This window comes from Bacillus sp. LK2, from assembly GCF_001043575.1.
GTDB lineage: Bacteria > Bacillota > Bacilli > Bacillales > Bacillaceae_G > Bacillus_A > Bacillus_A paramycoides.
On the sequence record NZ_LDUK01000005.1, the window covers coordinates 104,115 to 128,836 of the forward strand.

At 33.0% G+C, this 24,722-nt stretch carries 30 protein-coding genes and 2 pseudogenes; 6 read left to right on the top strand and 26 right to left on the bottom strand.

All coding sequences use genetic code 11. The features are described 5' to 3' along the window. Positions 1-176: 176 nt before the first annotated feature. Together VK90_RS05455 and VK90_RS05460 are read right to left on the bottom strand one after the other, a co-directional pair. Positions 177-485, bottom strand: a complete 309-nt coding sequence (locus VK90_RS05455) for a YxcD family protein (protein ID WP_002172318.1) — start codon at positions 483-485, stop codon at positions 177-179. Then, positions 473-922: a hypothetical protein gene (locus VK90_RS05460; protein WP_002172319.1), complete on the bottom strand. Its 450-nt coding sequence runs from the start codon at positions 920-922 to the stop codon at positions 473-475. The genes VK90_RS05455 and VK90_RS05460 overlap by 13 nt, the downstream gene beginning before the upstream one ends. A 257-nt stretch (positions 923-1,179) precedes the next feature. On the opposite strand from VK90_RS05460, the gene VK90_RS05465 reads away from it, so the two are divergent. Then, complete coding sequence (locus VK90_RS05465) at positions 1,180-1,944, top strand: DUF1836 domain-containing protein (protein WP_000447229.1); 765 nt, start codon at positions 1,180-1,182, stop codon at positions 1,942-1,944. A 97-nt stretch (positions 1,945-2,041) separates the two neighbouring features. Here the strand turns inward: VK90_RS05465 and VK90_RS05470 are convergent, their stop codons facing one another. Then, complete coding sequence (locus VK90_RS05470; protein ID WP_082147799.1) at positions 2,042-2,890, bottom strand: DUF2785 domain-containing protein; 849 nt, start codon at positions 2,888-2,890, stop codon at positions 2,042-2,044. A gap of 643 nt (positions 2,891-3,533) precedes the next feature. Between VK90_RS05470 and VK90_RS05475 the strand changes: the two genes are divergently transcribed. Beyond that, positions 3,534-4,139 (top strand): DedA family protein, encoded by a 606-nt coding sequence (locus tag VK90_RS05475; RefSeq protein WP_048371043.1) that lies wholly within the window; start codon positions 3,534-3,536, stop codon positions 4,137-4,139. A gap of 26 nt (positions 4,140-4,165) precedes the next feature. On the opposite strand, the pseudogene VK90_RS05480 reads toward VK90_RS05475, so the two are convergent. Beyond that, positions 4,166-4,664, bottom strand: a pseudogene (locus VK90_RS05480) (DinB family protein). 145 nt (positions 4,665-4,809) lie between these two features. Here VK90_RS05480 and VK90_RS05485 point away from each other — a divergent pair. Then, positions 4,810-5,034: a hypothetical protein gene (locus VK90_RS05485; protein WP_048371045.1), complete on the top strand. Its 225-nt coding sequence runs from the start codon at positions 4,810-4,812 to the stop codon at positions 5,032-5,034. A gap of 47 nt (positions 5,035-5,081) precedes the next feature. Here the strand turns inward: VK90_RS05485 and dltD are convergent, their stop codons facing one another. From dltD to VK90_RS05525, 8 genes are all read right to left on the bottom strand, one after another. Then, positions 5,082-6,263 carry a D-alanyl-lipoteichoic acid biosynthesis protein DltD gene (gene dltD, locus VK90_RS05490; RefSeq protein WP_048371048.1) on the bottom strand — a complete coding sequence of 394 codons (1,182 nt, stop codon included), beginning with the start codon at positions 6,261-6,263 and terminating at the stop codon, positions 5,082-5,084. A gap of 269 nt (positions 6,264-6,532) precedes the next feature. Beyond that, positions 6,533-7,066, bottom strand: coding sequence for a GNAT family N-acetyltransferase (locus tag VK90_RS05495; protein WP_048371050.1), 534 nt, complete (start codon positions 7,064-7,066; stop codon positions 6,533-6,535). Positions 7,067-7,179: 113 nt separating this feature from the next. Then, positions 7,180-8,802, bottom strand: a complete 1,623-nt coding sequence (locus tag VK90_RS05500) for a peptide ABC transporter substrate-binding protein (protein ID WP_048371052.1) — start codon at positions 8,800-8,802, stop codon at positions 7,180-7,182. A gap of 19 nt (positions 8,803-8,821) precedes the next feature. Continuing rightward, on the bottom strand, positions 8,822-9,823 hold the full coding sequence (locus VK90_RS05505; protein WP_048371055.1) for a C40 family peptidase: 1,002 nt from the start codon (positions 9,821-9,823) through the stop codon (positions 8,822-8,824). Positions 9,824-9,862: 39 nt separating this feature from the next. Next, positions 9,863-10,915: a dipeptide epimerase gene (locus VK90_RS05510; RefSeq protein ID WP_048371057.1), complete on the bottom strand. Its 1,053-nt coding sequence runs from the start codon at positions 10,913-10,915 to the stop codon at positions 9,863-9,865. A gap of 68 nt (positions 10,916-10,983) precedes the next feature. Beyond that, positions 10,984-11,310, bottom strand: a complete 327-nt coding sequence (locus tag VK90_RS05515; RefSeq protein ID WP_048371059.1) for a DUF3870 domain-containing protein — start codon at positions 11,308-11,310, stop codon at positions 10,984-10,986. 88 nt (positions 11,311-11,398) lie between these two features. Beyond that, positions 11,399-11,671 carry a hypothetical protein gene (locus VK90_RS31195; RefSeq protein ID WP_048371061.1) on the bottom strand — a complete coding sequence of 91 codons (273 nt, stop codon included), beginning with the start codon at positions 11,669-11,671 and terminating at the stop codon, positions 11,399-11,401. Continuing rightward, a complete protein-coding gene (locus tag VK90_RS05525) occupies positions 11,610-11,966 on the bottom strand; it encodes an FtsB family cell division protein (RefSeq protein WP_002172330.1) in 357 nt (118 codons plus the stop codon). The genes VK90_RS31195 and VK90_RS05525 overlap by 62 nt, the downstream gene beginning before the upstream one ends. A gap of 285 nt (positions 11,967-12,251) precedes the next feature. Between VK90_RS05525 and VK90_RS05530 the strand changes: the two genes are divergently transcribed. Further along, complete coding sequence (locus tag VK90_RS05530; protein WP_048371062.1) at positions 12,252-13,178, top strand: aldo/keto reductase; 927 nt, start codon at positions 12,252-12,254, stop codon at positions 13,176-13,178. Between the two features lie 48 nt (positions 13,179-13,226). Here the strand turns inward: VK90_RS05530 and VK90_RS05535 are convergent, their stop codons facing one another. From VK90_RS05535 to VK90_RS05565, 7 genes and pseudogenes are all read right to left on the bottom strand, one after another. Next, positions 13,227-13,823, bottom strand: a complete 597-nt coding sequence (locus tag VK90_RS05535; RefSeq protein WP_048371063.1) for a DJ-1/PfpI family protein — start codon at positions 13,821-13,823, stop codon at positions 13,227-13,229. Next, the gene (locus tag VK90_RS05540; RefSeq protein ID WP_048371064.1) at positions 13,820-14,311 is read right to left on the bottom strand and encodes an ankyrin repeat domain-containing protein; all 492 of its coding nucleotides are present in this window, start codon (positions 14,309-14,311) and stop codon (positions 13,820-13,822) included. Before VK90_RS05540 ends, VK90_RS05535 begins: the two co-directional genes overlap by 4 nt. A gap of 384 nt (positions 14,312-14,695) precedes the next feature. After that, the gene (locus tag VK90_RS05545; RefSeq protein WP_048371065.1) at positions 14,696-14,926 is read right to left on the bottom strand and encodes a hypothetical protein; all 231 of its coding nucleotides are present in this window, start codon (positions 14,924-14,926) and stop codon (positions 14,696-14,698) included. 167 nt (positions 14,927-15,093) lie between these two features. Then, a complete protein-coding gene (locus VK90_RS05550) occupies positions 15,094-15,594 on the bottom strand; it encodes an invasion protein (protein WP_048371067.1) in 501 nt (166 codons plus the stop codon). A gap of 209 nt (positions 15,595-15,803) precedes the next feature. Continuing rightward, the gene (locus tag VK90_RS05555) at positions 15,804-16,019 is read right to left on the bottom strand and encodes a hypothetical protein (protein ID WP_048371070.1); all 216 of its coding nucleotides are present in this window, start codon (positions 16,017-16,019) and stop codon (positions 15,804-15,806) included. Between the two features lie 196 nt (positions 16,020-16,215). After that, positions 16,216-16,479 carry a hypothetical protein gene (locus VK90_RS05560; protein WP_048371072.1) on the bottom strand — a complete coding sequence of 88 codons (264 nt, stop codon included), beginning with the start codon at positions 16,477-16,479 and terminating at the stop codon, positions 16,216-16,218. A gap of 143 nt (positions 16,480-16,622) precedes the next feature. Then, positions 16,623-16,883 (bottom strand): annotated as a pseudogene (locus VK90_RS05565) (shikimate kinase); the annotation flags it as partial. 196 nt (positions 16,884-17,079) lie between these two features. Between VK90_RS05565 and VK90_RS05570 the strand changes: the two are divergent. Continuing rightward, complete coding sequence (locus VK90_RS05570; RefSeq protein ID WP_048371075.1) at positions 17,080-17,358, top strand: hypothetical protein; 279 nt, start codon at positions 17,080-17,082, stop codon at positions 17,356-17,358. Positions 17,359-17,455: 97 nt separating this feature from the next. Here VK90_RS05570 and VK90_RS05575 read toward each other — a convergent pair whose 3' ends face one another. From VK90_RS05575 to VK90_RS05585, 3 genes are all read right to left on the bottom strand, one after another. Beyond that, positions 17,456-19,252 carry a Xaa-Pro dipeptidyl-peptidase gene (locus VK90_RS05575; RefSeq protein ID WP_048371077.1) on the bottom strand — a complete coding sequence of 599 codons (1,797 nt, stop codon included), beginning with the start codon at positions 19,250-19,252 and terminating at the stop codon, positions 17,456-17,458. A 137-nt stretch (positions 19,253-19,389) separates the two neighbouring features. Beyond that, positions 19,390-20,766, bottom strand: coding sequence for a sensor histidine kinase (locus tag VK90_RS05580; protein ID WP_048371079.1), 1,377 nt, complete (start codon positions 20,764-20,766; stop codon positions 19,390-19,392). After that, entirely contained in the window at positions 20,759-21,406 is a 648-nt protein-coding gene (locus VK90_RS05585) for a response regulator transcription factor (RefSeq protein WP_002172341.1), read from the bottom strand. Before VK90_RS05585 ends, VK90_RS05580 begins: the two co-directional genes overlap by 8 nt. Before the next feature lie 131 nt (positions 21,407-21,537). Here VK90_RS05585 and VK90_RS05590 point away from each other — a divergent pair, with 131 nt between their 5' ends. Continuing rightward, positions 21,538-21,954, top strand: coding sequence for a hypothetical protein (locus VK90_RS05590; RefSeq protein WP_048371081.1), 417 nt, complete (start codon positions 21,538-21,540; stop codon positions 21,952-21,954). Between the two features lie 39 nt (positions 21,955-21,993). Here the strand turns inward: VK90_RS05590 and VK90_RS05595 are convergent, their stop codons facing one another. From VK90_RS05595 to VK90_RS05610, 4 genes are all read right to left on the bottom strand, one after another. Then, positions 21,994-22,449 (bottom strand): GNAT family N-acetyltransferase, encoded by a 456-nt coding sequence (locus VK90_RS05595; RefSeq protein WP_048371083.1) that lies wholly within the window; start codon positions 22,447-22,449, stop codon positions 21,994-21,996. Positions 22,450-22,537: 88 nt separating this feature from the next. Beyond that, positions 22,538-23,212 (bottom strand): HAD family hydrolase, encoded by a 675-nt coding sequence (locus VK90_RS05600; RefSeq protein ID WP_048371086.1) that lies wholly within the window; start codon positions 23,210-23,212, stop codon positions 22,538-22,540. Between the two features lie 29 nt (positions 23,213-23,241). Beyond that, positions 23,242-23,943 carry a 5'-methylthioadenosine/adenosylhomocysteine nucleosidase gene (locus VK90_RS05605; RefSeq protein WP_048371088.1) on the bottom strand — a complete coding sequence of 234 codons (702 nt, stop codon included), beginning with the start codon at positions 23,941-23,943 and terminating at the stop codon, positions 23,242-23,244. Between the two features lie 17 nt (positions 23,944-23,960). Then, on the bottom strand, positions 23,961-24,713 hold the full coding sequence (locus tag VK90_RS05610; RefSeq protein ID WP_048371093.1) for a WecB/TagA/CpsF family glycosyltransferase: 753 nt from the start codon (positions 24,711-24,713) through the stop codon (positions 23,961-23,963). Between the last annotated feature and the right edge of the window lie 9 nt (positions 24,714-24,722).

The following is a 24,722-nucleotide window of genomic DNA, read 5'->3' on the forward strand; positions in this document are numbered from 1 at the left end:
ATATTCCAAATGAAATTTACGATTTATTTGATGACCAACTTTGGATTAGATAGTTAAAATGATGCAAATACTAAATTGAACGTACATGACATACTGGATTTTATCCTAAAAGAAGAAACATACTAACAATATGAATCAAAATAAAAAAACTGTTAGAGCATACAGCTCTAACAGTTTTATTGTTCGTTATTATTAAATTTCGCTAATGCGTAAATGCCTTCTTCATCATCTAATTCAAGTTGCAATCTTGCTGCAAATGAATTGACGTTATATTCTCGGTCAAGCAACAAGCGTAGTGCTTCGATTAAGTTTGCTTGAATTAATATTTGCTTGCGACCATTTACCTCTACTTCAGCAGAGAAACCGTAGTCGTCATCATACATTAGTTCAACTAAAACTTCTTCTGGTCCAACTTGTCTTTTTTCAGCGATATATACACAAAGTGCATTTATAAGCTCTTGTTCAGAAATTTTTATTGTTTCCATGCTACTTCATCCGCCTTTTTCTTACGTTGGTCTTTGAAGTATTTGAATGCACGAACTGCTAACATTACGATACCAGCCATTACTAACATATTTACCATAAACGCTAATACAGAACCAAGAGCTCCCATATTTGCAAATAAGCTACCCATTAGTAAACCACCAAGACCACCTAGTAATAAACCTTTCATAAAGCTTCCTTTATTACTTTTTGGCGCTGTGTTTGTTGCTTTTGTTTTTGAATCAGTTGTTGTTTTTTGTGAATTTACATTAGAATCTTTTTTGTTTAAATCAACTTTTGACTTTTGACCTGAACTTGGTGTATATGATTTTTTACCAGATTTGTAACTTTTCGCTGCCGCATGATCTACGAACATAAAGCTACTAGCCCCAAAGATAACCATGAATGCTGTCATTACTGCTACAAGTTTTTTCAACATATTATATCCATTCTCCTTTTATATAGATATATGTGAAATCTATCTTTCTTGTAAATTTAGAATGATAGATTTGTTTTAAAACCATTTTAAAGGTTCTTATGAACTTATTATATGAACTTTTGTCGAAATATGCAAGCATTATTTACTTACGAAAATTTCATAACATAGGAAAAATTAAGCAAAACGGAATTGACTTTAAATGAAACAAAACATATTATAAGTTCATAAGAACTTTTTATAATTTTGGAGGTGAAAAGATGGAAACATTTCATCTCACACGAAACGAAATGGCAACGCTACTTCTATCACTAAGAGGATGGAATACGAAAAAGCCTCTCGGTATTTTACAAGAAGCTTGGGCAAAGTCACATAAAAAAGATATTGAAAGCGGACAAAGCGTCACTGCTTTTATTACAACCGCACTTTCACCTATTTTTGAAAAACTGATTAAGATTGACGATACGGACGTCGGTTTTTCTTTAAACGAAATAGTTGCGCTTGGCAATCAGATTGAAAACACGAGTTTCTCTGTAACTGCTATGCAAAACTGGGTGAAACGAGATATAAAAGAAATGATTGGCTCCCCTCAAAAAGGGAAGAAATACTCAATCGAACAAGCAGCCTTACTATTCATTGTTGAAGATTTAAAAACAGCGCTTGATTTTGAATCTATTCGTAAACTATTACGACTCATCGTAAATGACCCGGCTGATCGAAGTGATGATTTAATTAACCCTGTTCATTTATATGTTGCTTATTCCTCTTTATTTGAAGAACTAAATCAAGGGAATTGCATACAACTAAATGCTACAGATACAATTCATACGATTGAAAATATTGTAAAAGAAAAAGCTGATAAAATCGCAAGCAAGTTCGATCAAATAAATAACGAACAACGCGAAGCAATTCGTAACGCTATTATTATCGCTACACTCTCTGTACATACCGCATATGTACAAATGCTAGCGAAACGATATGTGACAGCAACATTGTTTTTACAAAATTTAGATGTGAAACCATAAAAAATAGGAGCAAAAGTGCTCCTATTTTAATATGAAAATAAAGTTATTTAATGTCCTTTCATTTATGTCCCCGATATTTGAACAAGTAATTAATCCTTTAAATTTCTGATAAGCAAGTTTCAATATTTTTTTGCAGTGATAACAAATTAGAATTTGAGTTAATTTCTATATAAAAACTTTTTAAAAATAACTTACAGTTTGCTTTTAGGAACAAATAATGTTCATCATCAAGCTCTTCTTTTTGACATTTCATTTCCATTGGTATACCTTTGATTAATGCTTCTACTCCCTCTATCTCTAATCCTCGATTTAACATTGCTAGAATTGGTCTTATAATTCTCCCGTCTTCATTATGGATATAAACACCTTTTGTATAGAATATTTTTTTCCAAAGCGTTTCTAATATTTCTGAGTAATACTTTTGTTCAATTTTTTCGTTTTTTACAAGTTCCACACAAACATCAGCCACATGTGCAACACTGTGAGCCCACCCTTTTTCAGGGACATATCCCCTTAAATCCTGTTCTAAATTAATATAATGAATTAACTCATCTTTTGCTTTATAAATAATGGATTGAGATAGAAATTGATTTTCGTTATCCTTGTACAAAATGAGTTCAATTAAAAGTGAGGTAAATGACCTTGTAAATACAGTATCTGTCCCATTCTCACCAATCCCTTTAAATAACAAGTCACTTAAACAAAAATCTAATATTTCCACTAATAACTCATGCGCTAGTTCATTATCTAATATCAATTGAGAAAAAGAACTGTAAATCAATTCTCTAAGTTCGCTATCCGTCGAACCAATATGGTTAATCATCGCTTTAACAATATCAGTCTTATTCTTTTCATCCCATGTTGTTTGCCCACTTTGAATTTCCTTTAAGACTTCTTCCAATTCATTTCCCTTTATTTTCACTGGTTTGGACAATAAATTCATCATTTAATTTGCTTCCTCCTAGTTTATAGCAAGAACAATACTGCTAGGATAAGAAGTCCATAAACCTAGATAAGTATATTAATAATCCTTTACCAATAAGCATATTTAAAAGATTATCTATTTACGATAATCTCACGCAAGTTCATTTCAGATCATTATTGCTTAAGATTTAACATACCGATTATAAGTAGGCTTAATACTGGACAACGTAATTTTTATTGTTCTTGTATGATATTTAAAAGTACACAAGATTATCCCTCCTTACACAAATAAATTCCCTAACATATTCCATTATACTGTAATAAACAATCTTTAAAAATTGAAATTTAAGAATTTTTTGATTTTTGTTTTATAAAGTGAAAAATAAGAATAGATCGTTCCAATTAAATTAATGCCGTTCAGTCTACTAACCCCTTTCCTTCTCTTTAAATATGAGAAATTTTTAATATTTTTTTCATTATCTCTTCATGAAAACTCAATTTATATCGTTTACTATAAATACAAGGAAAACAAATACGAGACATAAAAAAGTATTGAGATGGCAATATGTTCATTTAATAAGGTATAATTTGCATATAGTGAACTTTTTATGTTGTTAAATAAAAAGAACTTCACCCTAAAAATTTATGAACTAGAAGGTGCAACAATGTTAAGTAGTTTTATTCATTCAGTATTAACGTTTTTTGAAGGATTAGGTTATTGGGGCATTATGCTTGGACTTATGATTGAGATTATTCCAAGTGAAATTGTCCTTGCTTATGCGGGATACTTAGTATCAACTGGAAGTATCTCATTTGTAGGTGCAGTTATATTCGGTACCATTGGCGGAATCATTGCCCAAGTCTTTATTTATTGGATTGGACGATACGGTGGTCGCCCAGTCTTAGGACGTTATGGGAAGTATATTTTCATTCATAAAAAACAAATTGATGCTGCTGAAGATTGGTTTAATCGATACGGAACTGGCGTAATTTTCACTGCACGTTTCATTCCTGTCGTTCGTCATGCAATTTCAATTCCTGCTGGGATTACAAAAATGCCAATTTCACGTTTCATTACTTTAACAGGGCTTGCGATTATTCCTTGGTCTATCATTTTCATTTATTTAGGTGAAAAACTTGGAGAAAACTGGGGTAATATAAATGACGTTGCCGGACCATATGTGAAATCTTTCGCTATTGGCGGAGTTGTTCTTATTATTTTATATTTCGCGATAAAAATATGGTTAAAAAAACGTAAAAACCTTGCTTAAAATTCTAAATAAAAACCGTTATACATTCAATTAGAATTATAGCGGTTTTTATTGTAGACACCATTTTTTTAGAAATTGTATAATTTCTTCTTTATGTTTTAAATCATGTTGAATGAGTGATGAAAAATAATCGTTTAATCTCACTCTTTTTGTGCCGAATTGATAGTCATCATTAAAATTCCGGGCAGGAATTTAGTTAATTTGATCAACTAATTGTTTACGAGTGAATATAAACTGATCTATTAATTCTTCTTTAGAAATACCAGACCTCGCATATCTCATTGCACTCTTGTTCATTTCTTTCACATCCGTTGGAACATCAGGTACATATTGCGAGCTTATAAAGTACAACATTCTATACTTCATTAAAAACTCATCCCAAACTATAAAATGTGAAATCACATCCGCAGTTCCCCATGAACCTTTTTTAAATGATTGAAACCATATATCATCAGATATACCCTTCAATGTTTGGCACCATTCTATTAGGCTTAGCTTTTCTTCCAGAATCCTTTCTTTCTCCATAATTCACTCCTCTTCCACACTTATAATTCATTCATATTAATGACTTCTAGATATTTCATTAAAACCCTCCAGTTTAAGATTTACATGGATAAGTTACAATTTATTTGTAACTCCGTATAGTAACTCAAAAAGGAGTGATTCCCCTATGCATTGGCAGCAAAAAATACCATACTTAATTGGTCGCCCTGTTGGTATTTCTCTCATTAATGGGCAAGGGACTTCCGGTGTTTTATGCGGCGTACAAAATAATCAATTATTTGTTTACGAATACCTTTACCAAGCTCAGTTCGCCATGAAACATTATGACTTTAGACAAATTCAAGATATACACGCCTTTCCAAATTGTCCACATCAAAATACTTTATATTAAAAAACAGGAACGGCTTTATCGCCATTCCTGTTTCCATTGTTTATACATTATTTTTCAGAGTAAAATTTCTGCACTGCTTCATCAAAATAGATCCAGCCTTTCCAGCCTAAATGAATTGTATCTTTTAAGAAATACTTATCATATTCATGGCTAGAAAAATCGACTACTGGGTATCCGGCTTTCTCGACTTGCTCGCGAACCTTATTATAATACACATCACGGCGTTCTTTTGGGAAACCAGCGTAATCATACCACGGTCCGTTTACAGGTACAGAAATAAAGAGTGGTTTTACATGTTTTTCTTTGAAAAGATCTAAAACAATTTGTAAGTCATCATATTCTGGTGATTCATCATACGATTCATTTGCTCTAAAGTTTTTTAAAGCTTTTAACTTTTTCTTTAAATTATGTTTATAGTAATACGGATTTTCTATTCCGAATGTATTTGTTGTGGATTCCGCCTTACCTTCTTGTTCCGCTTGTTTACGTGCATCTTCCCAAGAAATTGAACGCAGTCCCGTATTTGTTTTCTCTTCCATTGGTTCGATCTTAAATAGAGAATTAAATAAATCTCTATGATCTAAAATATTCCGGTACATATATGCTAGCGGTTTAGCTAGTCCAGCTTTGATGTTATGTTTTGTATCGTTATATACAATACTTTCTAGCGAACTACTTAATATCGCATCTTTACGAACAACTTTATAATCTAGTAAACGTTTCGCAATTTTCTTCTTCATTTCAGGATTAATTTCATCATTAAAAATAAAATGATATGCTTGTTGTTTAGAAAAATTATTTGAAAAGTCCCCTTGTGATACACCCGTTTTTGTAAACCATTGTGGTGAAAGAACAAAGACTACTTTTTTACCTTCTAATTCATCCATTGTAGACGTCATATTTAAAATATGAGCCAAGCTTTGCGTACCGCCAGTTCCTATTAGAAATGGTGTAAAACCTGCAGGGTTTACTTTGAAATAATTAGACGGATGATATGCATCCATTCGTAAAAATTCTGATGAACCATACATCGGTAAATACTGCGAGTTCTCTAACATTTTCTGTTGTAGGAAAACACTTTGTAATTTCTCTTTTTGTAAGGAAGTTGCCGCATCTTCAACCTTTTTATCGCTAATAAGTGATACTAAACTTTTAGATGGGATAAGCACTACAATGAAAAAGAGTAAACACGCTAAAATAATTGGACCAAAAGCATGCTTCATTTTCATCGATTATTCCTCTTTCTATTACGAATAAATTGTAACCCTTGTTTTTGACACGCCATCATTTTTCTCCTTTTTCTATATACATGTTCCATTCTATTTATCTATTATTTACATGTATGTATTTCCTTCCTTCGCTCTATTAAGCCCTATAATTAAAGCGTAAGAAAATGTTTCCAAAGAAACATGTTAATTATACAAGATTCTACATAAATTTCACACTGGAATTTTAGTAATAATTTTATTTTTAAGCGATAAAAAAACATATAAAATGTCTATAACTCATTAGAATATGTACAGAGTTCAAAATAAGATAATAAGCGTCCACTATGGTCAACATCGAAAGTATATGTAAATCCTTGCTTCCGCAAAAGTTTCTTTGAATTCTCATTTGCTATTTTCACTCTAGCGATTATTCTTTTTAGATTCATCACCTCTGTTGCATATTGAATGGAAGCCTCTGCTGCTTCAATCGCATATCCATTCCCCCAATGCTCTGGGTCAAGAAGATACATAATTTCTATTTCCCCTGTTTCATCTACCTTTCTTAAACCACAATGTCCTAATAGCTGGCCTGTTTCATTTTTGAATAACAGCCATACACCAAAATCATACTGTTCCCAATGCAATATAAGTCGACTAATATACTCTTTAGTTTCGTCTAGTGACATACCTCTTGATTTAGCAAGCCATTGACCAACCGCTTCTTTCTTCAAAATATTATACAATTGATCAACATCTTCTAAATTTGGTCTTCTCATGGACAACCTTTTCGTACGCATTACTTTCCCCTCTACAAATACAGACATAATCCCCCTCCTAATACTGTTTACAGACTAGTAAATTATACCATGAACTACCATCCGGCTTTAACTAAGAAAAAAACAGACTATCAATACATGACATCTGTTTTTCTCTTACCTTATTTTTGTATGTCCGCCCATTTTAAGCTTGTTGCTGGACCAAATTGGTGAACATATAAATCTTTTACGTACGGTTTTTGTAAGTAAGATAGTCCGCGCTGGAATACTGGTGCAATTACTGCATCATCAAGAAGTACTTTTTCAGCATCTTGCATTGCTTTCCAACGAACTTTCTCATCATTACCTAATTCTGTTTTAATCTTCTTAATTAGCGCATCGTATTCTGGATTTGCATACCCTGTATTATTAACGGTACTTCCCGAAAGGAAAACTTCTAAGTATGTCATTGGATCTGGATAATCAGGTAGCCAGCGTGATAACGACATTTCATATTCTTTTTTCTTCTCTAACGCTAGTTTTTGAGTATGTGGTTGTAATTTCACATTTACTTTTAGCCCTGGTAAGTTTTTCTCAAGCTCTTCTTTAATATACTCTCCTACTTTTTTAAAGTTTTCTAAGTCATAGTTTAAGAATTCTAACGTTACTTCATTTGTTCCCGTCTCTTGCTTTGCTTTTTCCCAATATTCCTTTGCTTGTTTTACGTTCGTCTTATTAAACTCTCCAGCCGTATCTCTAAAATCTTTCTTATCTGGCCCCTTTAAAAATCCTTTCGGAACGTAGTAGTTCGCAGCTACCGAACCATCATTTAAAAACGAGGTTGCAAGTCCCTTCTTATCAAAAACTGTGCTAAGTGCAAGACGTGCGTTTTTATTTTTAAGAATCGGTACATTTTCATTGAAACGGAAGAAATACATAACTGGATCTGTATATTGTTTCAGTTCTTTATTATTTTTATATTTATCTACGAATTCTGTAGAAATGACAGCTCTATCTACCTTATCTGTTTCATATAAATTTACCGCAGTTGAAATTTCTTTAACAATTTGGTAGTTTACTTCATCTAATTTCACTTCTTTTTTATCCCAATATTTATCGTTTTTCTTCATTGTAAAACTCGCTTCGTGCTTCCACTCTGATAACGTAAACGGCCCATTATATATCGCTTTATTCGCCTCTAAGCCATATTTATCGCCTTGCTCCTTCGCAAACTTTTCATTTATTGGATAGAAAGACGGTAAAATTAATAGCTTTGTAAAATATGGTACTGGATGTTCTAACTCAACAACAAACGTTTTATCATCTTTTGCTTTCACACCTAATTCTTCTAATCCTAATTGTTTCTTATTTATCTTTTCCGCATTTTTCACATCGTACGCAATATATGCATATTGAGAGGCTGTATCTGGATTAATAAGTTGCTTCCAAGCATATACGTAATCATGAGCTGTTACTGGATCACCGTTAGACCATTTCGCATCACGCAAGTGGAAGGTATATGTCTTTCCATCTTTACTCACTTCATATTTTTGTGCCCCAGCCTGAATCACTTCATCATTTTTCGATAAACGGAATAATCCTTCCATAACATTGTTTAAAACATTAAACGAAACTGCATCTGTTACTTTCCCTGAATTCAATGACGGAATTTCACCCGTTTCTAATAATTGTAATACTTTCTTCTCATCTTTCGGCTTTGTAACTGTTTTTTCTTTCGCACAGCCTACTAAAAATGAAGAGACAAGTAGAGTACTAATTAATGAATAGCGAACAACCTTTTTCATATAAAGCCCCCTATCTTTTTCAAGGTAAGTAACGACGAGCACCAGCGTATTCTTCTATATATCCTAGTTTATTTAGCGGAATAATTTCTACCGATCTTTCAGCTCTTGGTGAATGAATCATATTGCCATCACCAATATACATTCCAACGTGATGAACACTACCTTTTCCTTGATCATGTGCGAAGAATATTAAATCTCCCTTTTGAAGATTTACCTTATCAACTGCGATTCCTGCTTTTGACTGTGGCCCCGAATCTCGCGGGATTGTAATACCATGCGATTTATATATCGTATGAGTAAATCCTGAGCAATCAAAGCCAAACCCACTTGTACCAGCCCATATATACGGTAATCCTAAAAACATCTTACCAGTATTTATTAGATCATCAGCTGTTGGCGTAGGAATATCATTTTGAGAACGGTGAACAGTTCCATCTTTCTTGCGTAACCACGCCTTCTGACCATTTGGTAATAGTACGCAGTACGAAATAGTATCTTCACTTAAAAGTGGTAACCGCGTATTATAACTTACCTCAAGTGATTTATGTTTTTCAGAAGGATTTATATATAAAATAGCTGTCGGTTTTGTAATTAAAACGAAGGGCTGCCCTGCCTTATCTGCAAATTCTTGATTATACGCTAATTGTTTTTCAGGCATCCATCCGGGGTACCCTTCCTCATTTCGCGGCGTTGGCTGTCCATGCACTAGCACTTTCACCCAATCACCTCGTTTATCAATTACAGTTACTTCTTGACCGAGTAACGCTTGCGTTTCTAATTTATTTGCGTTTGTTAACCAAAGTTTCTCATCTAGTGTCATTGATTTCGTCCATTTCCATAAATCAACAGGATTACTTGCACTAGGTGCATCAATTGGCCGAAGTGAATCGGGTGCAGTCCATAACGTTGCAGCCGATACGTCTATATACGCTTTATTTTCTTTCCTCTCTTCAGCGTTCGCCGCTGTAAACGATGAAAAAATAAATAATGTTGTTAATAATGCAGTCCCCGCTTTTTTCATACATATCCCCCTTAAAAGATAGTTTGCTAGACACTACTTCTAAGACTTTATATTCACTGCAGAATGCAGGTTTACCTTTGGACCTGTGTAAGTCATTCCTTCTGGTTCTTCTACTAACCATAATGGTGCATCAAGATCAAAGTAATGAATATTCGGATGAGCCGCAGCTAAATGCGACACAGCGCTAACTGAAAGTGAAGATTCCATCATACTTCCAACCATACATTTCACACCAGCTGTTTCTGCAATATCCGCAATTCGCCAGGCTTCTCGTATACCGCCACATTTCATTAATTTAATATTAAGTAAGTCTGCATATCCTCCTTGGACGAGCTTTAACGCATCCCTTGCTGAAAAGATGCTTTCATCTGCCATAATAGGCGTTTGTACATTATCTTTCACGTATTTTAATCCATCCCAATCTTTCGCATGAACAGGTTGTTCTACAAATTCTATATTTAAATTTCTATTCTCCATTTGTTTAATGATTGAAACCGCTTCTTTCGGATTCCATCCTTGATTTGCATCTAAACGTAACGTCGTATTTTTTGGCACTACATTTCGAATTGCCTCAATGCGTTCCAGATCTAAATGTGCCTCTTTACCAACTTTAATTTTTAATGTTTGGAATCCTTTTTCTATATGCTTTTTTGCCTCTTTTGCCATTAATAATGGTTCATCCACACTTACAGTAATATCCGTATAAATCTCTTTCTTTCCACCTAGTAATGCATATATAGGTATACTATGAAATTGACAGTACAAATCGTATAAAGCCATATCTACCGCTGCTTTCGCACTTGTATTTCCTACGCAGCTCATTTGAATGTGTAACAATAACGTTTGAAATTGCAGTATGTCTCTATCAACTAATGCGGAACGAATTGATCCTAATATTGCCTCCTCAATCCCGCTGGCGAAATCACCAGTAATAACTGGTGTTGCTGCCGCAGCTCCTTTTCCAACAATCCCTTCATCTGTATGAATAAACACATCTATACTTTCAATTTCCGTTACGGTACGAAGCGCTGTTTTAAATGGTGTATGAAGTTTTACACGTCTACGATTTACTTTTACATCGATAATTTTCATTTTGTTCATCCTTTCGTTGTCCAACAAAAAAATCCAGCCATAAGAAGATTCTTACGGCTGGATTTTGTCTATGAATGTGTAGACAAAGCAGCAATCTGATTATATTTTTTCTGCGCATCTTTTAGCGCTACAAGTAACGCCTTTTGAGACGAACCGAAATATCGATTTTTTATTTCTGTTACTAACGCTGGGTCATTAATATTTTTATGTAGAAACAAATATTTAACAAATTGAGATGTTAATGCAATTGTCGCTGAGCAATCTGCATCTACAATTTCCCCTGTACCCTTCTCAAGTACAAATGCTACAAAATAACTTTTGAACTTTTCGGTAATGGGATTATTTTGAGGTGCTTTCGCATCCCCTACGACATAAATTGTATTTGATGCGTACACAGCTATCTTCCTTTCTTATACGAGGATAACGGTTTTCTTAGCAGGCGTATGAGCTATTAACTCAACGTTGATTAAAAAATATATCCGCTTACCTTGTATTATATACAATTGACAGAATTTTAACAATATTTATTCCGACATATATTCCATAATTATGAAAATCTCTTAAAACAATTGGAAATGGCTCACACTCCTCATTTTTACAATATGTCATCATTCCTTGTACCATGACATTCATACTACAAACTCCTTCATTCATACATAAAAAACAGTTAGCTATCGCTAACTGTTCCACCACTTCACTTCGGCAATACGAATATTGTTTCGTTTGACTTAGAAAATTGATACTCTTTTCTCGCAAACTTTAATATCTCTTCTTCATTATCGGTTAAATTCTCAATGTTAGTCTTTAAAAAACCTTGATCTTTCTCTAAAGAAACTAATTGTTTCTTTTGATTCGTAATTGTATCTTTTTTTTCATTTATTATTTCTTGCTGTTTCGTTAAAATATATTGAACGTACAAAGTAGTTGCAGCGATAAAAATGAACATGAAAATAAAACGCCTTAACTTCTTCTTATTTATTGCTCGGTTGGCATTAGGCTGTGATAGTTGCTCTGGTATATTAGGAATATTTACTCTTTTGAGTTTCCTCATTTTCAAATCCCCCTAACCCATATTTTTCACTGCCATCGGCACGATCTTATTAACTTAAATTCTATTCTTATAAAATAAGCTCCTTCACAAAAAAATCTCATAAATTAACCAATTAGAGATAGCGTTCGACGACATTTCCCTATTCAAAATGAAAATTTTTATTTATGCTGCAATAAAATAGTAGTTTATGTTATTCTTTTTCCTCTATTGTAGAAAACATTTTCACACACATCCATCCTCCCCTTGCATACCGATGTTATAACATGCTTACAAGGAGGAAAAATGATGCACTACCGTACATTAGGTAAAACCGGAATTACTGTTTCAGAAATTGGATTTGGAGCGTGGGCGATTGGTGGTGATGAATGGGGACCCGTTAACGATTCACAATCTATAACCGCTATGAAAAAAGCAATCGAATGCGGTGTGAATTTTATTGATACTGCTGATGTATATGGACTAGGTCATAGTGAAAAATTAGTAGCACAGGCAATAAAAGACTACCGTAATAATATCGTTTTATCAACGAAAGGCGGACTCATTGGGCATCACTATGATCCAAATGGAGAGCCTGTTTATAATACAGCTGAAAAAATAATCGCGGTATTTGACACTAGTTTACTGCGCCTCCAAACAGACTATATAGATATTTATTTCTGTCACATTTGGTGGGATAAACAAGAAGAAACAGAGGCATTTTTACGCGCATTTGAAATATTAAAACGAGACGGAAAAGTAAGAGCTGTAGGTGTTTCAACTCATGACCTACAATATATAAAACACTTCAATAAACACGATGCAATTGATGTTGTGCAACTTGATTACAACATATTAAACCGAAAACCAGAAAACGACATACTGCCATACCTAAAAGAGAATAATTTAGGAGCTGTTATACGCGGTCCTTTAAAAATGGGGATATTAACTGGAAAATTCACAAACGCAACAACTTTTCCTGATGGAGATTTACGCAAAGAATGGCCAAAAGAAACTTGGTTTCAAGAAGATTTACAAAAAGTAGAGAAACTACGATTACTCTCAAATGAAAATCAAACCTTAGGGCAACTTGCACTTCGTTATGTCCTCACTCATCCAGCGGTATCGGTCGCAATTCCTGGTACGAAAACAGAAAAGCAAGCGAAAGAAAACGCAGGTGCGTCAACTCGTCCCCTTTTTACAGATGAAGAGTTAACATATATTCGTTCACTATAGAACAAGACCAGCTGCTGGAAATACCCAGCAGCTGGTCTTGTTTTACTTTTAATATTTTAAATCAATATCGTATTCCATTCTTTTCGCAGTTTCTTCAGCAATCCGAGCACCCAACAAATTTTTCACAATGTGAAATGACATGTTAATTCCGGCCGAAATTCCACCAGACGTAATAATGTGCCCCTCATCGACAAACTTTACATTCTCTAATACTTCCACATTCGGAAAATCATTTCTAAAATTTTCAATACTTGCCCAATGTGTTGTCGCTTTGAAGCCGTCGAGTAATCCAGCTTTCGCAAGTAAAAGCGCACCGGTACAAACAGAAGTCATTAACTTTACTTCTTTCATTTGCTGACGGATCCAATTTATTATTATTTCATTTTTCATTTCGTTTTCTCTAGCACCTAACCCACCAGGAATAATTAAAATATCAACTGGAGGTAAGTCTTCGATACTATAATCTGGTTGTACCTTTAATCCATTTCTCGCTGTAATCATTTCTCCATCTTGACTAACAGTATGAACTGTAAATGGTTGACCTTCACTTGTTGCTGTAACGGAAAAAACTTCAAATGGGCCCGCAAAATCTAACACTTCCACTTCATTAAAAAGAAAAACCCCTACATTCCAGTGGCTAATCATAAGCTCACTTCCTCTTGCAAATGATGTAATAGAGATTCATGCCCTTTTTCTAAAGCAATATCATATGCGGTTTTCCCATCATTTTTCTTAATCATTTTATTAGCACCCTTTTCAAGAAGTAATATAATGATTTCTTCATTTCCTAATAACGCTGCTTCATGAAGTCCTGTCCAACCACCACTTTGTGCAGCATTCACATCTGATCCCTTTTCAATTAAGAAAGCTACAAGCTCGCTCTGCTTATTCGCAATTGCTGCTTGAAGAGGTGTATTTTCATTTTCGTTTTTTGCTCTAATATGTATATCCGCTCCCTGTTCTAAAAGGAAACTTGCAATTTCTTTCTGTCCAAAATAAGCAGCTAAATGAAGCGGTGTCCATCCATCTTCACTATATGAATTTACAATACTTTGATCCGAGTTTATTATCTCCACTACTTTTTCTTTTTCCCCGCTTATAACAGCTTGTGATATTAATATGATTTGTTCCATAATGAGCCTCCACTTATAAAGATATTAAGTATTCTTTATATAATTTCTATTAATAATCACATGTTCCTTTTAAAATATATAAGTTTACATAATAATATTATTTTTGTAATTTGTTATACCAATAAAAAAACAATCCCTCAAACGACTGGATTGTTTTTGAATTTCATTTTTATAATCACTTGAAAATTTCATCATTTTTGCTTATAACAAATTAGCATTAATAAAAATGAAATAAAATTATACATTTAGCAGTCATGAACTCTTTGCATATCGAAACCAATTTTTACTTAAATCAAAAGTTTTTTATCATTTGAAAACAAAAATACAATTTATCCTTACGTTTGAAAAACACATATGTAGCCAACTTCTATAACAGTACTCTTATTATACTAATCTATAACCATTTTGCCTTCTTCCCTTACCGGTATCTTTTAATACATAAGACTTCATAACGAGCGCTGTTAGCGAATCCGTTAATGTTTTATATGATAAATTCGAAAGAGCTAATAGATCGTTCGTATATAACATTCTATGCTTCTCTAATAATAATAGTACTAATCGTTCTGACGGTTTTAATGTTTCATCACTTTCTAGTATAAAATCTATATTTTTCATATTCCCTACATCTTACTCCTTATATAAAAAAATGATTTTAGTAATTATTTAATATAAAAATACTGCACAACAAATTCGAAGATATATTAAAATAACACATCATTCAAACACTATTATACTATAACATAAAAAAGACATTTCCCCAAATTGGAAATGCCTTTTTATATCTATTTCTCTTTTTTATATAATTGATAAGATTGTTCTAGCCCTTTATTATATTTCGTATTATTATCTGTCCATTCTCCTCCTAAATTTCCTGGCCATCCTGATGTATTAGCAACATATTTAAGTAAATCCCAATCCTTCAATCCTTTTTTCACACCGCGTTCATATGAATTAACCATGTTAGAGATTGCTATTGTTGCATTTATTTGCGACTCCATTAAGCTCTCTTCTGATAATTGTGCTGGTGCTAAACCACCACGATGTAATTGGAATAATCCGAAAGATGTTCCATTGTCCCCTATTGCTTTTCGATTAAACTTTGTTTCATGATCAGCAATAGATAATGGTATCCAATCTGGAATACCATGCCTCTTTGCAACTTCACTAATTACTTGTTTATTGTTTTTAATTTCTTTTTGCTTTTCATAGTTCGTATATACTACATAACATAAAGTAACGAACGTAAATAATATGAAAGTATATTGTAACGCTTTTTTCATCATTCCATCTCCTGATTTGTGTATGTTTCACTTTCTACATCCACTATAAAACTTTTATGTGACATTCATTTGACGAAATGGTATTAATTATACATAAGCAGTTACATTTTTAACTATCAATCTAAAAACTACAATTCTTCTAAAAGACTCCTTCAACACATAAAAATAATCAGCCTTTCATGTATAGTACATGAAAGGCTGATTATTTTTCACTACACTTTTTTATGTATACAGTATATCCCCGCTATAATAAAACAAATTGAAATTATCGATAAAGTTGTACCATGAATTTCATAAAATGCAGTAAAGAATTTCCCGCTTGTTCTATTCCAAATTTCTAATGAACCCGCGTAAATTGCGGAAGTTATATATGTAAGGCCGAATAGGAGAAATCCCGAAAGAACATATGTTGCTCCAATATTTTTCATTAATAGCTCACCTCTATTAATTTTATTTGCGAATAAAACGAAAAAGACCTTTATACGTTAAAGATCTTTTTCATCTTATCTTTGTTACAAAAAACGCCAGAATCTAAAACAAAAACTTACTTCAGGATACGTATTTCTATATATAAATTAAAGGTTATAAGGCTGCCAGCGTCTTCTCCATTAACATTTTTTTATATTAAATGTTTCTTGCAATATGCGGTTTGCTGTAATGACTCGTCCCACCGCCACCTACTACTACTTTACCGCCTTTTTCAAAGATTAATAATTTACTTGAACCATCTGAAAGAAGCACTATTACTTCAGCATGATCACTTGTAGCCTTGTAGATTACATAACCACTTTTTGAAATACAAGTTTCCCAATTCTCATCAAATTCTGATCTTACAACCCGATTAGAATACACTTGATTTTCAATTCTTCCTTGTTTTTTGTTTTTCAAATTTATTCTCCCTACTCTCCTAAAGTGTCATTTACATTAAAATAGCAGTCCCATTTATAATAGTGACCGGCTTTAATATAAATAGTATATGTGGTTATTAGGAGAATGCTTGGACAATGAAAACGTAACAGCATTTAAGTATTTTACAATCGAAATTTCTCCTTAATCATTAAAGCTACTTCTTTCGCACTAAAATGAGTATTATTAATTTTTATATACTCTTCTTTTTTAATTTCACCATGAAGTGAGTTTAATCTATGTTTTTTCATCGTTTCTTTTAAAGCTTTTTCAGACCATTCAGTGTCTCTTTTTTTCGGTTTATGCTCTAGTCTATGTGGACTTTTATTACGCTCTAATCTTTCACCCAGTTCTGCTTCAGGTTCTACAAAATATACCGTTCCACCGTTTCATATGTTTATGTATCCTCCAAAATATTTTGTTTACTCTATGTTGTTTCTCGATTAACTTTATAATTCCTCCCCTAATATAGTTTTTCAAACGTTTAGGTTATTTTCGATGATAAAGGTGATAAGACTCCACATTATCGAATAATGATACACCACAATTAACATGTTTTTGTATATCTATCGAGAGATCACAATGAATTCTTTAATTCTGTTTATTTTAATTCTTGTTTCTCTTAATGTATTAATTTTCTTTTTGGCAAAGAAACGTTGGAGAGTATGGAGAATAGCCGGAATACTATTTATTTTTTGCTCTCCCTTCGTTTTCTTCATTACAATAAATATTATTGTCCAAAAAATTGGAGATGGATTTGCCGGTGGTGCCGCTGGCTTTACCTTTGCAGGACTATTAGTAGCCAATGCAATTGTTTATTTTATCGTAAGTATTTTTGTCTCTAAAAGTACTGAAAACTAACAGGAACATTTATTTATAAAGCACTAGTGAACAAAGTCACTCAATATAAAAGAGCTTACCTTAGTAAGCTCTCCTTTCTCATTCATCTCATAAACCTTTACTTTACAATAGGCAATGTCACTTCACTCAATTTCACAGTTAGTTTTGTTCCTGCTTTCGGCCTAATTGTATAATCGTAGTCACTTGCGATTAAAACGACTCCTATTTGATGTCCTTCTTTAAATACGTAATCATCTGGCTGCATGTCCCATGTAAATGTGTAATCTTTACCAGGTTGAATCACCGTTGAATTATTTATACTATTCAAATTTCGTGGATCCATCCAACCTCTAGTTACGATTTCAGGCTTTACTCCGCCATAATCAACAAGTAATGCTGTTAAATTTGATACAGACCGATCAATATTCCCTTTAAATGAAATCTTCGGCGTACCGCTTATTCGCATATCTTTTTGTAGTACAGGCATTGTATATACTAATCGATTTGCTACTTCTAGCTCTGGGTTTTCTACTAATTGATTCGACTTTATTTTAGCATCATCTACAAATGAGAAAACATTGTTTACTGATCCCATACTTAATGGCAGATTGACTGCTTTATTACTTAAATACATACGGATTTTTGATGGTACAGCCGCCGGATCTGGCCAATTTTTTATTTTTTGCCACGTTTTATTTTCACGTTGTACATCTACCATCGGTTCATCCATAATTCCATTTTCAATTCCATATAACCAATAATCGAACCATTTATTTTGCGTTTGCTGCCAGTTATTACTTGTTGTCCCGCCGTGTCCCCCTTGATGTAACCACATTTTACGAGGAACATTATTTTCACCAAGAGCTTCCCACCACTGTGCGAATTGCTTCGTTTTTACATTCCAATCATTTAAACCGTGAACAACAAACACACTGGCTTTCACATTTTTAGCGTCTTTTACATAGTTACGTTTATCCCAAAAATCGTTATAATCACCTGTTTTTCGATCTTGTCCAGCAGTAAGTTCGTTAATCATTTGCCCGCAAACTTCAGGGTTCTTTCTTGTCAGTACTGCTTCCGCCATATTATCTGTATCTTCTCCTTGATAACCACCTGGCGCAATTACCGCCCCATTTGCACGATAATAATCGTACCAACTACTAATCGCCGCGATTGGGATAATTGTTTTTAAACCTTCAACTCCAGTCGTTGCGACAGCATTTGGCAATGTCCCATTATAAGAAGCTCCTGTCATACCTACATTACCCGTAGACCAATTTGCATTTACTTCCTTACCATCCTCTGTATATGCCTTTGCACGTCCATTTACCCAATCAATAACAGACTTTGTTCCAAGTATTTCTTGTTCATCTCCAGTTGTCGGACATCCATCTGATTTTCCAGTACCGATACTTTCCCCTAAAATGACTGCATATCCTCTCGGAACGTAATAATTGCCGTACGAACCAAGATTAACCGCTGCATACGGTTTTCCTTCATACGCATACAATTCTTCATCGACATTATAAACAGGAACATCTTTTAATCCAGCACGATATGGACTCATTTCATATATAACAGGAACTTTCACATTCGGATCAGTCTTTGGACGCATAACCTTAATAGATACACGATCCTTTTTACCATCTCGATCACTATCAACTTCTGTCTCTACAAATAAATTCTCAATAATTGATTCATCAAGAGAATAGATTGGTTTCGTCATCCCATTTTCTAATTCAATTTTCGTGTTTGGAATTAAAGCTTCTGAAACTTGACCATTTAACTTAACATCACTCCCTTTTACAGAGGCCCCTTCCTTACTTTCTGCATGTGCAGTCATATTAGAAACTCCTGAAGTAATTGTTAAAGATAATATAGTCGACAGCGTAATTGCTAATTTCTTTTTCTCCATGCACTTCCCTCCCATATATTCCTTCTCTTACTATATATTAAAATTACAGAAAATTCAGTTTATATTTTATATAAACAGTTGAGAAATTTGTAGAACATTCGAATCTTTTTAGATAATAGAAAAGGAACTAACAACAATTAGTTCCTATCTATATACATATAAAATTGTATTTCCCCATCTTCTACCGAAACTCCATATTCAAAACCATGTCTTTCTAATATACTTTTTACAATCGCTAGCCCTAATCCTGTCCCTGACTTTTCTTTACTACGAGAAGATTCTAATACGTAAAAAGGCTCCCAAATTTTATCTATATCTTTAATTCCCTCAGTATCAATTCCATTTTGAACTTGAAAACACACAACGTCATTTTTCTCTTCTAATATGATTTTAATATTTTGATTCGTTGAATATTTTATAGCATTAGAAATTAAATTTTGAAAGACCATTCTCATTTTATTTATATCAGCATAAACAATCGAATTATCAGTGTTAAAGTCCACCTGCATATGGATTCCTTTCGATTCGAGTTCAATCTTATGCTTATCTACTATGCTTTGAACTAATGATTCGATAGGGAATTCTTCTTTTTGCAAAACATCTCTTTCTAGTTTAGAAAATCGTAATAGTTCTTCAATTAAGTTTGATATTTGATCTGTTTGTTTAATGATTGTATCCACATACGTACCATCATCTAAACCGTCTTTTATTCCCATAGAATATGCTTTTACTAATGCGATTGGTGTTTTTAATTCATGAGTTACGTCACCCATAAATCGTTTTAAGTGTTCATTTCGATCTGTTAAATCTTGATGTGCTTCATGCAATTTATCACTCATGACGTTAATACTATTTGCTAAATCACCTATTTCATCATTCGTTTTCACTTTCGTTCTTTTGAAATCTAGATTTGAAATATCTTCAGCGACATCACTTAATTCTTTCAATGGAGTTGTAATTGTTTTTGAAAGTATCCAAACAAGTACAACGACAAGAAATATTGAAAAACCTATAATGTATAAATAAAATGAGTTAAGTGTTTTTATCACTTCATTGGAATGTGCGATAGAAACTCCTACTAAAATCAACATATCATCTTTCGCAATGTATTTCGCAAAAAAACTAGATTTTATCTTCTCTTGATCATAAATCTTATTTGATTGCCCAACGTTCTTCACTTTCGTAATTTCTTCTTTTGTAATCCAAAGTTTATTTAGTACAACTCTCTTTCTTGTAAGTTGCAGACGTAATTCATCATTAATATCATCTTCCGAATTATTTATTGATGTGTACGCAATCGTAACATTATCTTCGCTTTCAATACTATGAATAGCGTCATCAAGTTGTTCCCTCGGTATCGACTGTATTTGTGCTGCAATTCCATCTAAACTTTCACGTGTTTTGTATATATTATATTTTGGCAAAAAATAGTTAATCAATAATAAAGAGATTGAAAAAATAAGGATGACTGTTAAAGAAATACTGAAAAATAACTTTTTTCCAAGCTTATTCACACTCTTCCTCCAAACTATATCCTAAACCGCGATGCGTCTTTATTATATTTTCTCCAATTTTTTTACGCAATCTTCTTACATGCGTATCAACTGTTCGCTCTTCTCCAAAATAATCAAATCCCCAGACGATATCTAACAACTTTTTCCGCGTTAAAATCGTGCCTTTATGATTTAAAAAGCATTTTATTAATTGTAATTCTGTCTTTGTAATGTCTAATTCTTTCTCATTTTTATATACTTTATTTTTGGTGAAATCAATTTTTAAATCTTGAACTTGAATCACATCATCATGTTGTACAAGCTTTTTCGCTCGCGTTATTAGCACTCCTGGATGAAATGGTTTTTTTACATATTCATCCGCTCCACTTTGAAGAGCTGCTAATTCATCTTCACTTTCACTTTTCGCAGTAAGCATTAATACTTTTACACTTGAATTCTTTTTTATTTCCTGACAGACAGTAATACCGCTACTTTTCGGCATCATCCAGTCTAAAATAGCTAAGTCAATTTTATCATCATAAAATATTTGAAGTGCTTCCTCTCCATCCTTCGCTAATAAAACTTCGAAGCCTTCTTTTTCAAAATACGCTTTTAAAATCTTCAGCATATCTTGTTCATCATCTGCGATCAATACTTTCATTCTCTTTCCTCCGTTACCTTGAAATCAATAGTTACTATATGATCTCCTATCATACAATTTCTTTGTTACATCAATGTGACAGAAAAATATTTACAACAATTGAGGGTATAGTAAGTGTGAGGTGTTGTTTTATGTTCAAAAAAATAGGAGTCATTACTCTTCTCTTCTTTTTATTATCAACAAATGCGTTCGCAAATACAAATAAACAAATTGAAGTATTTGATTGCAAAAAAGAAATGGTAGTTCAAAAACAATCTTTAGATGCGGCTATCCAAAAAGAAGCAATTCAATTTGCAAAATCAATTACTGGTCCATTTAAAAACTTAAATGTCGTTCCGAAAGATGGTCATATGATAAAAATCCCGTTATCGAAACCTGTTCCTATTACAAATCAATGGTTACATACAACAATCGATGAAGTACTCATCCTTCTTCCACTTAACGAAAAACCTTACATTATGCTTTACGATGATGAGAATAATCCACATTTTTATTATGTAAAAGGTGATCCGAAGATTTTATTGAAACAAATGAATGTTAGAATGTAATTGCATAAGAAAGGTTCCGTACATGAGTATGGAACCTTTCTACAATCTTATATAGTGACTTGAACCTTTATAATCTTCTCCTTTTACAAATCCATTTACGCAATAAAACTCATCACCTTGCTTTGTATCCGTATGTAGAACAACAACGCGAAAATACTTTTCCGCATGTCTTAATAGTTGCTTTAATAACAACTTCCCTAATCCGATGCGCCGATAAGCCTTTGAAATATAAAACCTTCTTAACCGGCCAATCTTAATATCTTTCGTATTCGGATCTTGATTTAATCCCCCGATTCCAATTAACGTATTTCCTTGTAAAATTCCATATAAACATTCGCCTGATTTACTAAATGTATTTCTTTCACTTTCATATTCATTTATTAATTTTATTAGGAAATTAAAGCCCTCTTCTTTACTTTCTTGGACTAGATGATTAATCTCATACTTTAGTAAATCTTCAATTCGTTTAATTTGTATATTTTCCAGTTTAATCAACTACTTTCTCTATCAAAATATATCTTTAAAAAAAATAAAAATGCCCAAGAACATATCCTCCTGAGCATCTATTTGACTGTGAACTTATTCAATTTGTTATGTAAGTATTCTTCAATTCTGGTAATATCCCCTTCAACTCCATTAAATCATCTATTACTAAATCCGCATGAGCAAGCTCATCTTCTTGTGCAAAATCAAAATTACATCCAATCGCAATTAAACCATTATCTTTTGCAGCGTTAATATCAGATAAACGATCTCCAACTACCGCTGCCTCTTTTATATCATATTTCATCAAAATGCTTTTTACTAAGTCACCTTTATTTAGCGATTGTATTTGTTCAATACTGAACGTTTCCGTAACCCATTGGTCTAAATGATAATAAGATACGATTGCTTGTAAATATTCCGTTAAACCGTTACTAGCAATGTAAATGGAACAGTTATTTTCTTTTATAAAACTAAAAACTTCCTTTACATACGGATATAAAGCCCCTTTTCCGCTCTTTATGTTTTCAATTAATCTCTCTAAAAAATATGCATCTGTTTGTTTTCTTACTTCATTTGAATGATCAGGTAACAGCGCTTCCCAAACTTTAGGTAAAGGAACACCCATAATTTCACGGTATTTATCAATAGGTGTTTCCGCATCCCATAATTGTAGCAAACGTAAATGATTAAATGTATCATCTAGTGATAATTCTAAAATTTTATCTGTTTGAAATAAAGTTCCATCCATATCAAAAATTAGTGCTTGTAACATTTCAATCTCTCCCATTCTTTACTTTTGAACTACAAAATAGTTTTACTCGATTTATTTTTAAGCATCCCTACAATAATTTCTGAACAATAATTCGCGGCCGTTTTCGCGAAATCATCATATGAAACTTGTGCCTCATCATCTGCACTATCAGAAATACTTCTCATAACGAGAAACGGTATGTTATTTATATGAGCGACATGCCCAATTGCTGCCCCTTCCATTTCAGTACAATGTGGTGCATACTCATTGATAAGTTTAATCTTTAATATTGAATCCTCAACGAAGCATTCTCCGCTGACAATTCTTCCTTCATGTGCAGAAATGTTTAAACTACTACTATTACAAGCTTCTCGTGCTAACTCTCTTAATTCTTTACTTGCAGTAAACGATTCTTGAAACGGAAATAAATTCTTCATTTGATTTTTACTAATATCATGATGCGTAACATTTGTAGAAATAACTAAATCGCCAACTTTCACATCAGGATGCAATCCACCCGCAACACCTGTATTAATGATAGAATCCACATCAAATTTATTAATTAATATTTGTGTACATGCCGCTGCATTTACCTTTCCTACACCACATCTAGTAATAATAACTTCTGTATCCATGAACTTTCCTTTATAAAAAGGCATTCCGGCAATAGTATGTTCCTCTTTTATATGTAGTTTCTCTAAAAGTAAGTCTATTTCAATTTGCATTGCTCCGATAATACCGATTCTGTTCATGTATGTAGTCCCCTTTATTAATTTGTAACCCCTTTAATCCTCTCCGCCATAACCGATAGTAAAAACTTCGGAAGTACAAGTTGCCTCTTTATTCTTGTTGGTTGTGAAATTAATCTATACAACCATTCTGTTCCAGTATCTCTCATTATTTTAGGTGCTCTTTTTACAGTGCCAGATAAAATATCAATCATGCCCCCGATACCAATAGATAGTGGAACGTTTAATGTTTGTAAGTTGTCATAGATAAATTTTTCTTGTTTAGGTGAACCTAAACCAACTAATAGTAAATGTGGCTTGAATTGTTGAATTTGAGTCTTTACTTCTTCTATTTCTTCACCGTTTACAAATCCATCTCGTCCTTTAAAAGAAGCATGAGGAAACTGCTCTTTTAATTTTTCTAATGCTTTTTCATTACTTTCCGGCGCAGCTCCAAAAAGAAAGACACGATATCCTTTTTCATTACAATGTTCTATTAAGCCATGTGTTAAATCCGCTCCAGTAACACGCTCTTTTAGTGTTCCTTTTAATATTTTCGAGCCAATTATTACGCCAATCCCATCAGCAGTAATTAAATCTGCGGATAATAACATCTTTTTAAACAGCTTTGATTTAGCTGCGTTTTCCTTTGCTGACATAACAATTTCAGGATTTGCAGTTACTACAAATCTTGGTTTCTCTTGTTTTTCATATAACCAGTCTTTTAATAAACTTATAACCCTTGAATACCCCAAAGTAGAAAACGGTATTCCTTTTATATATTGTTGATCCACTTCTCTCTC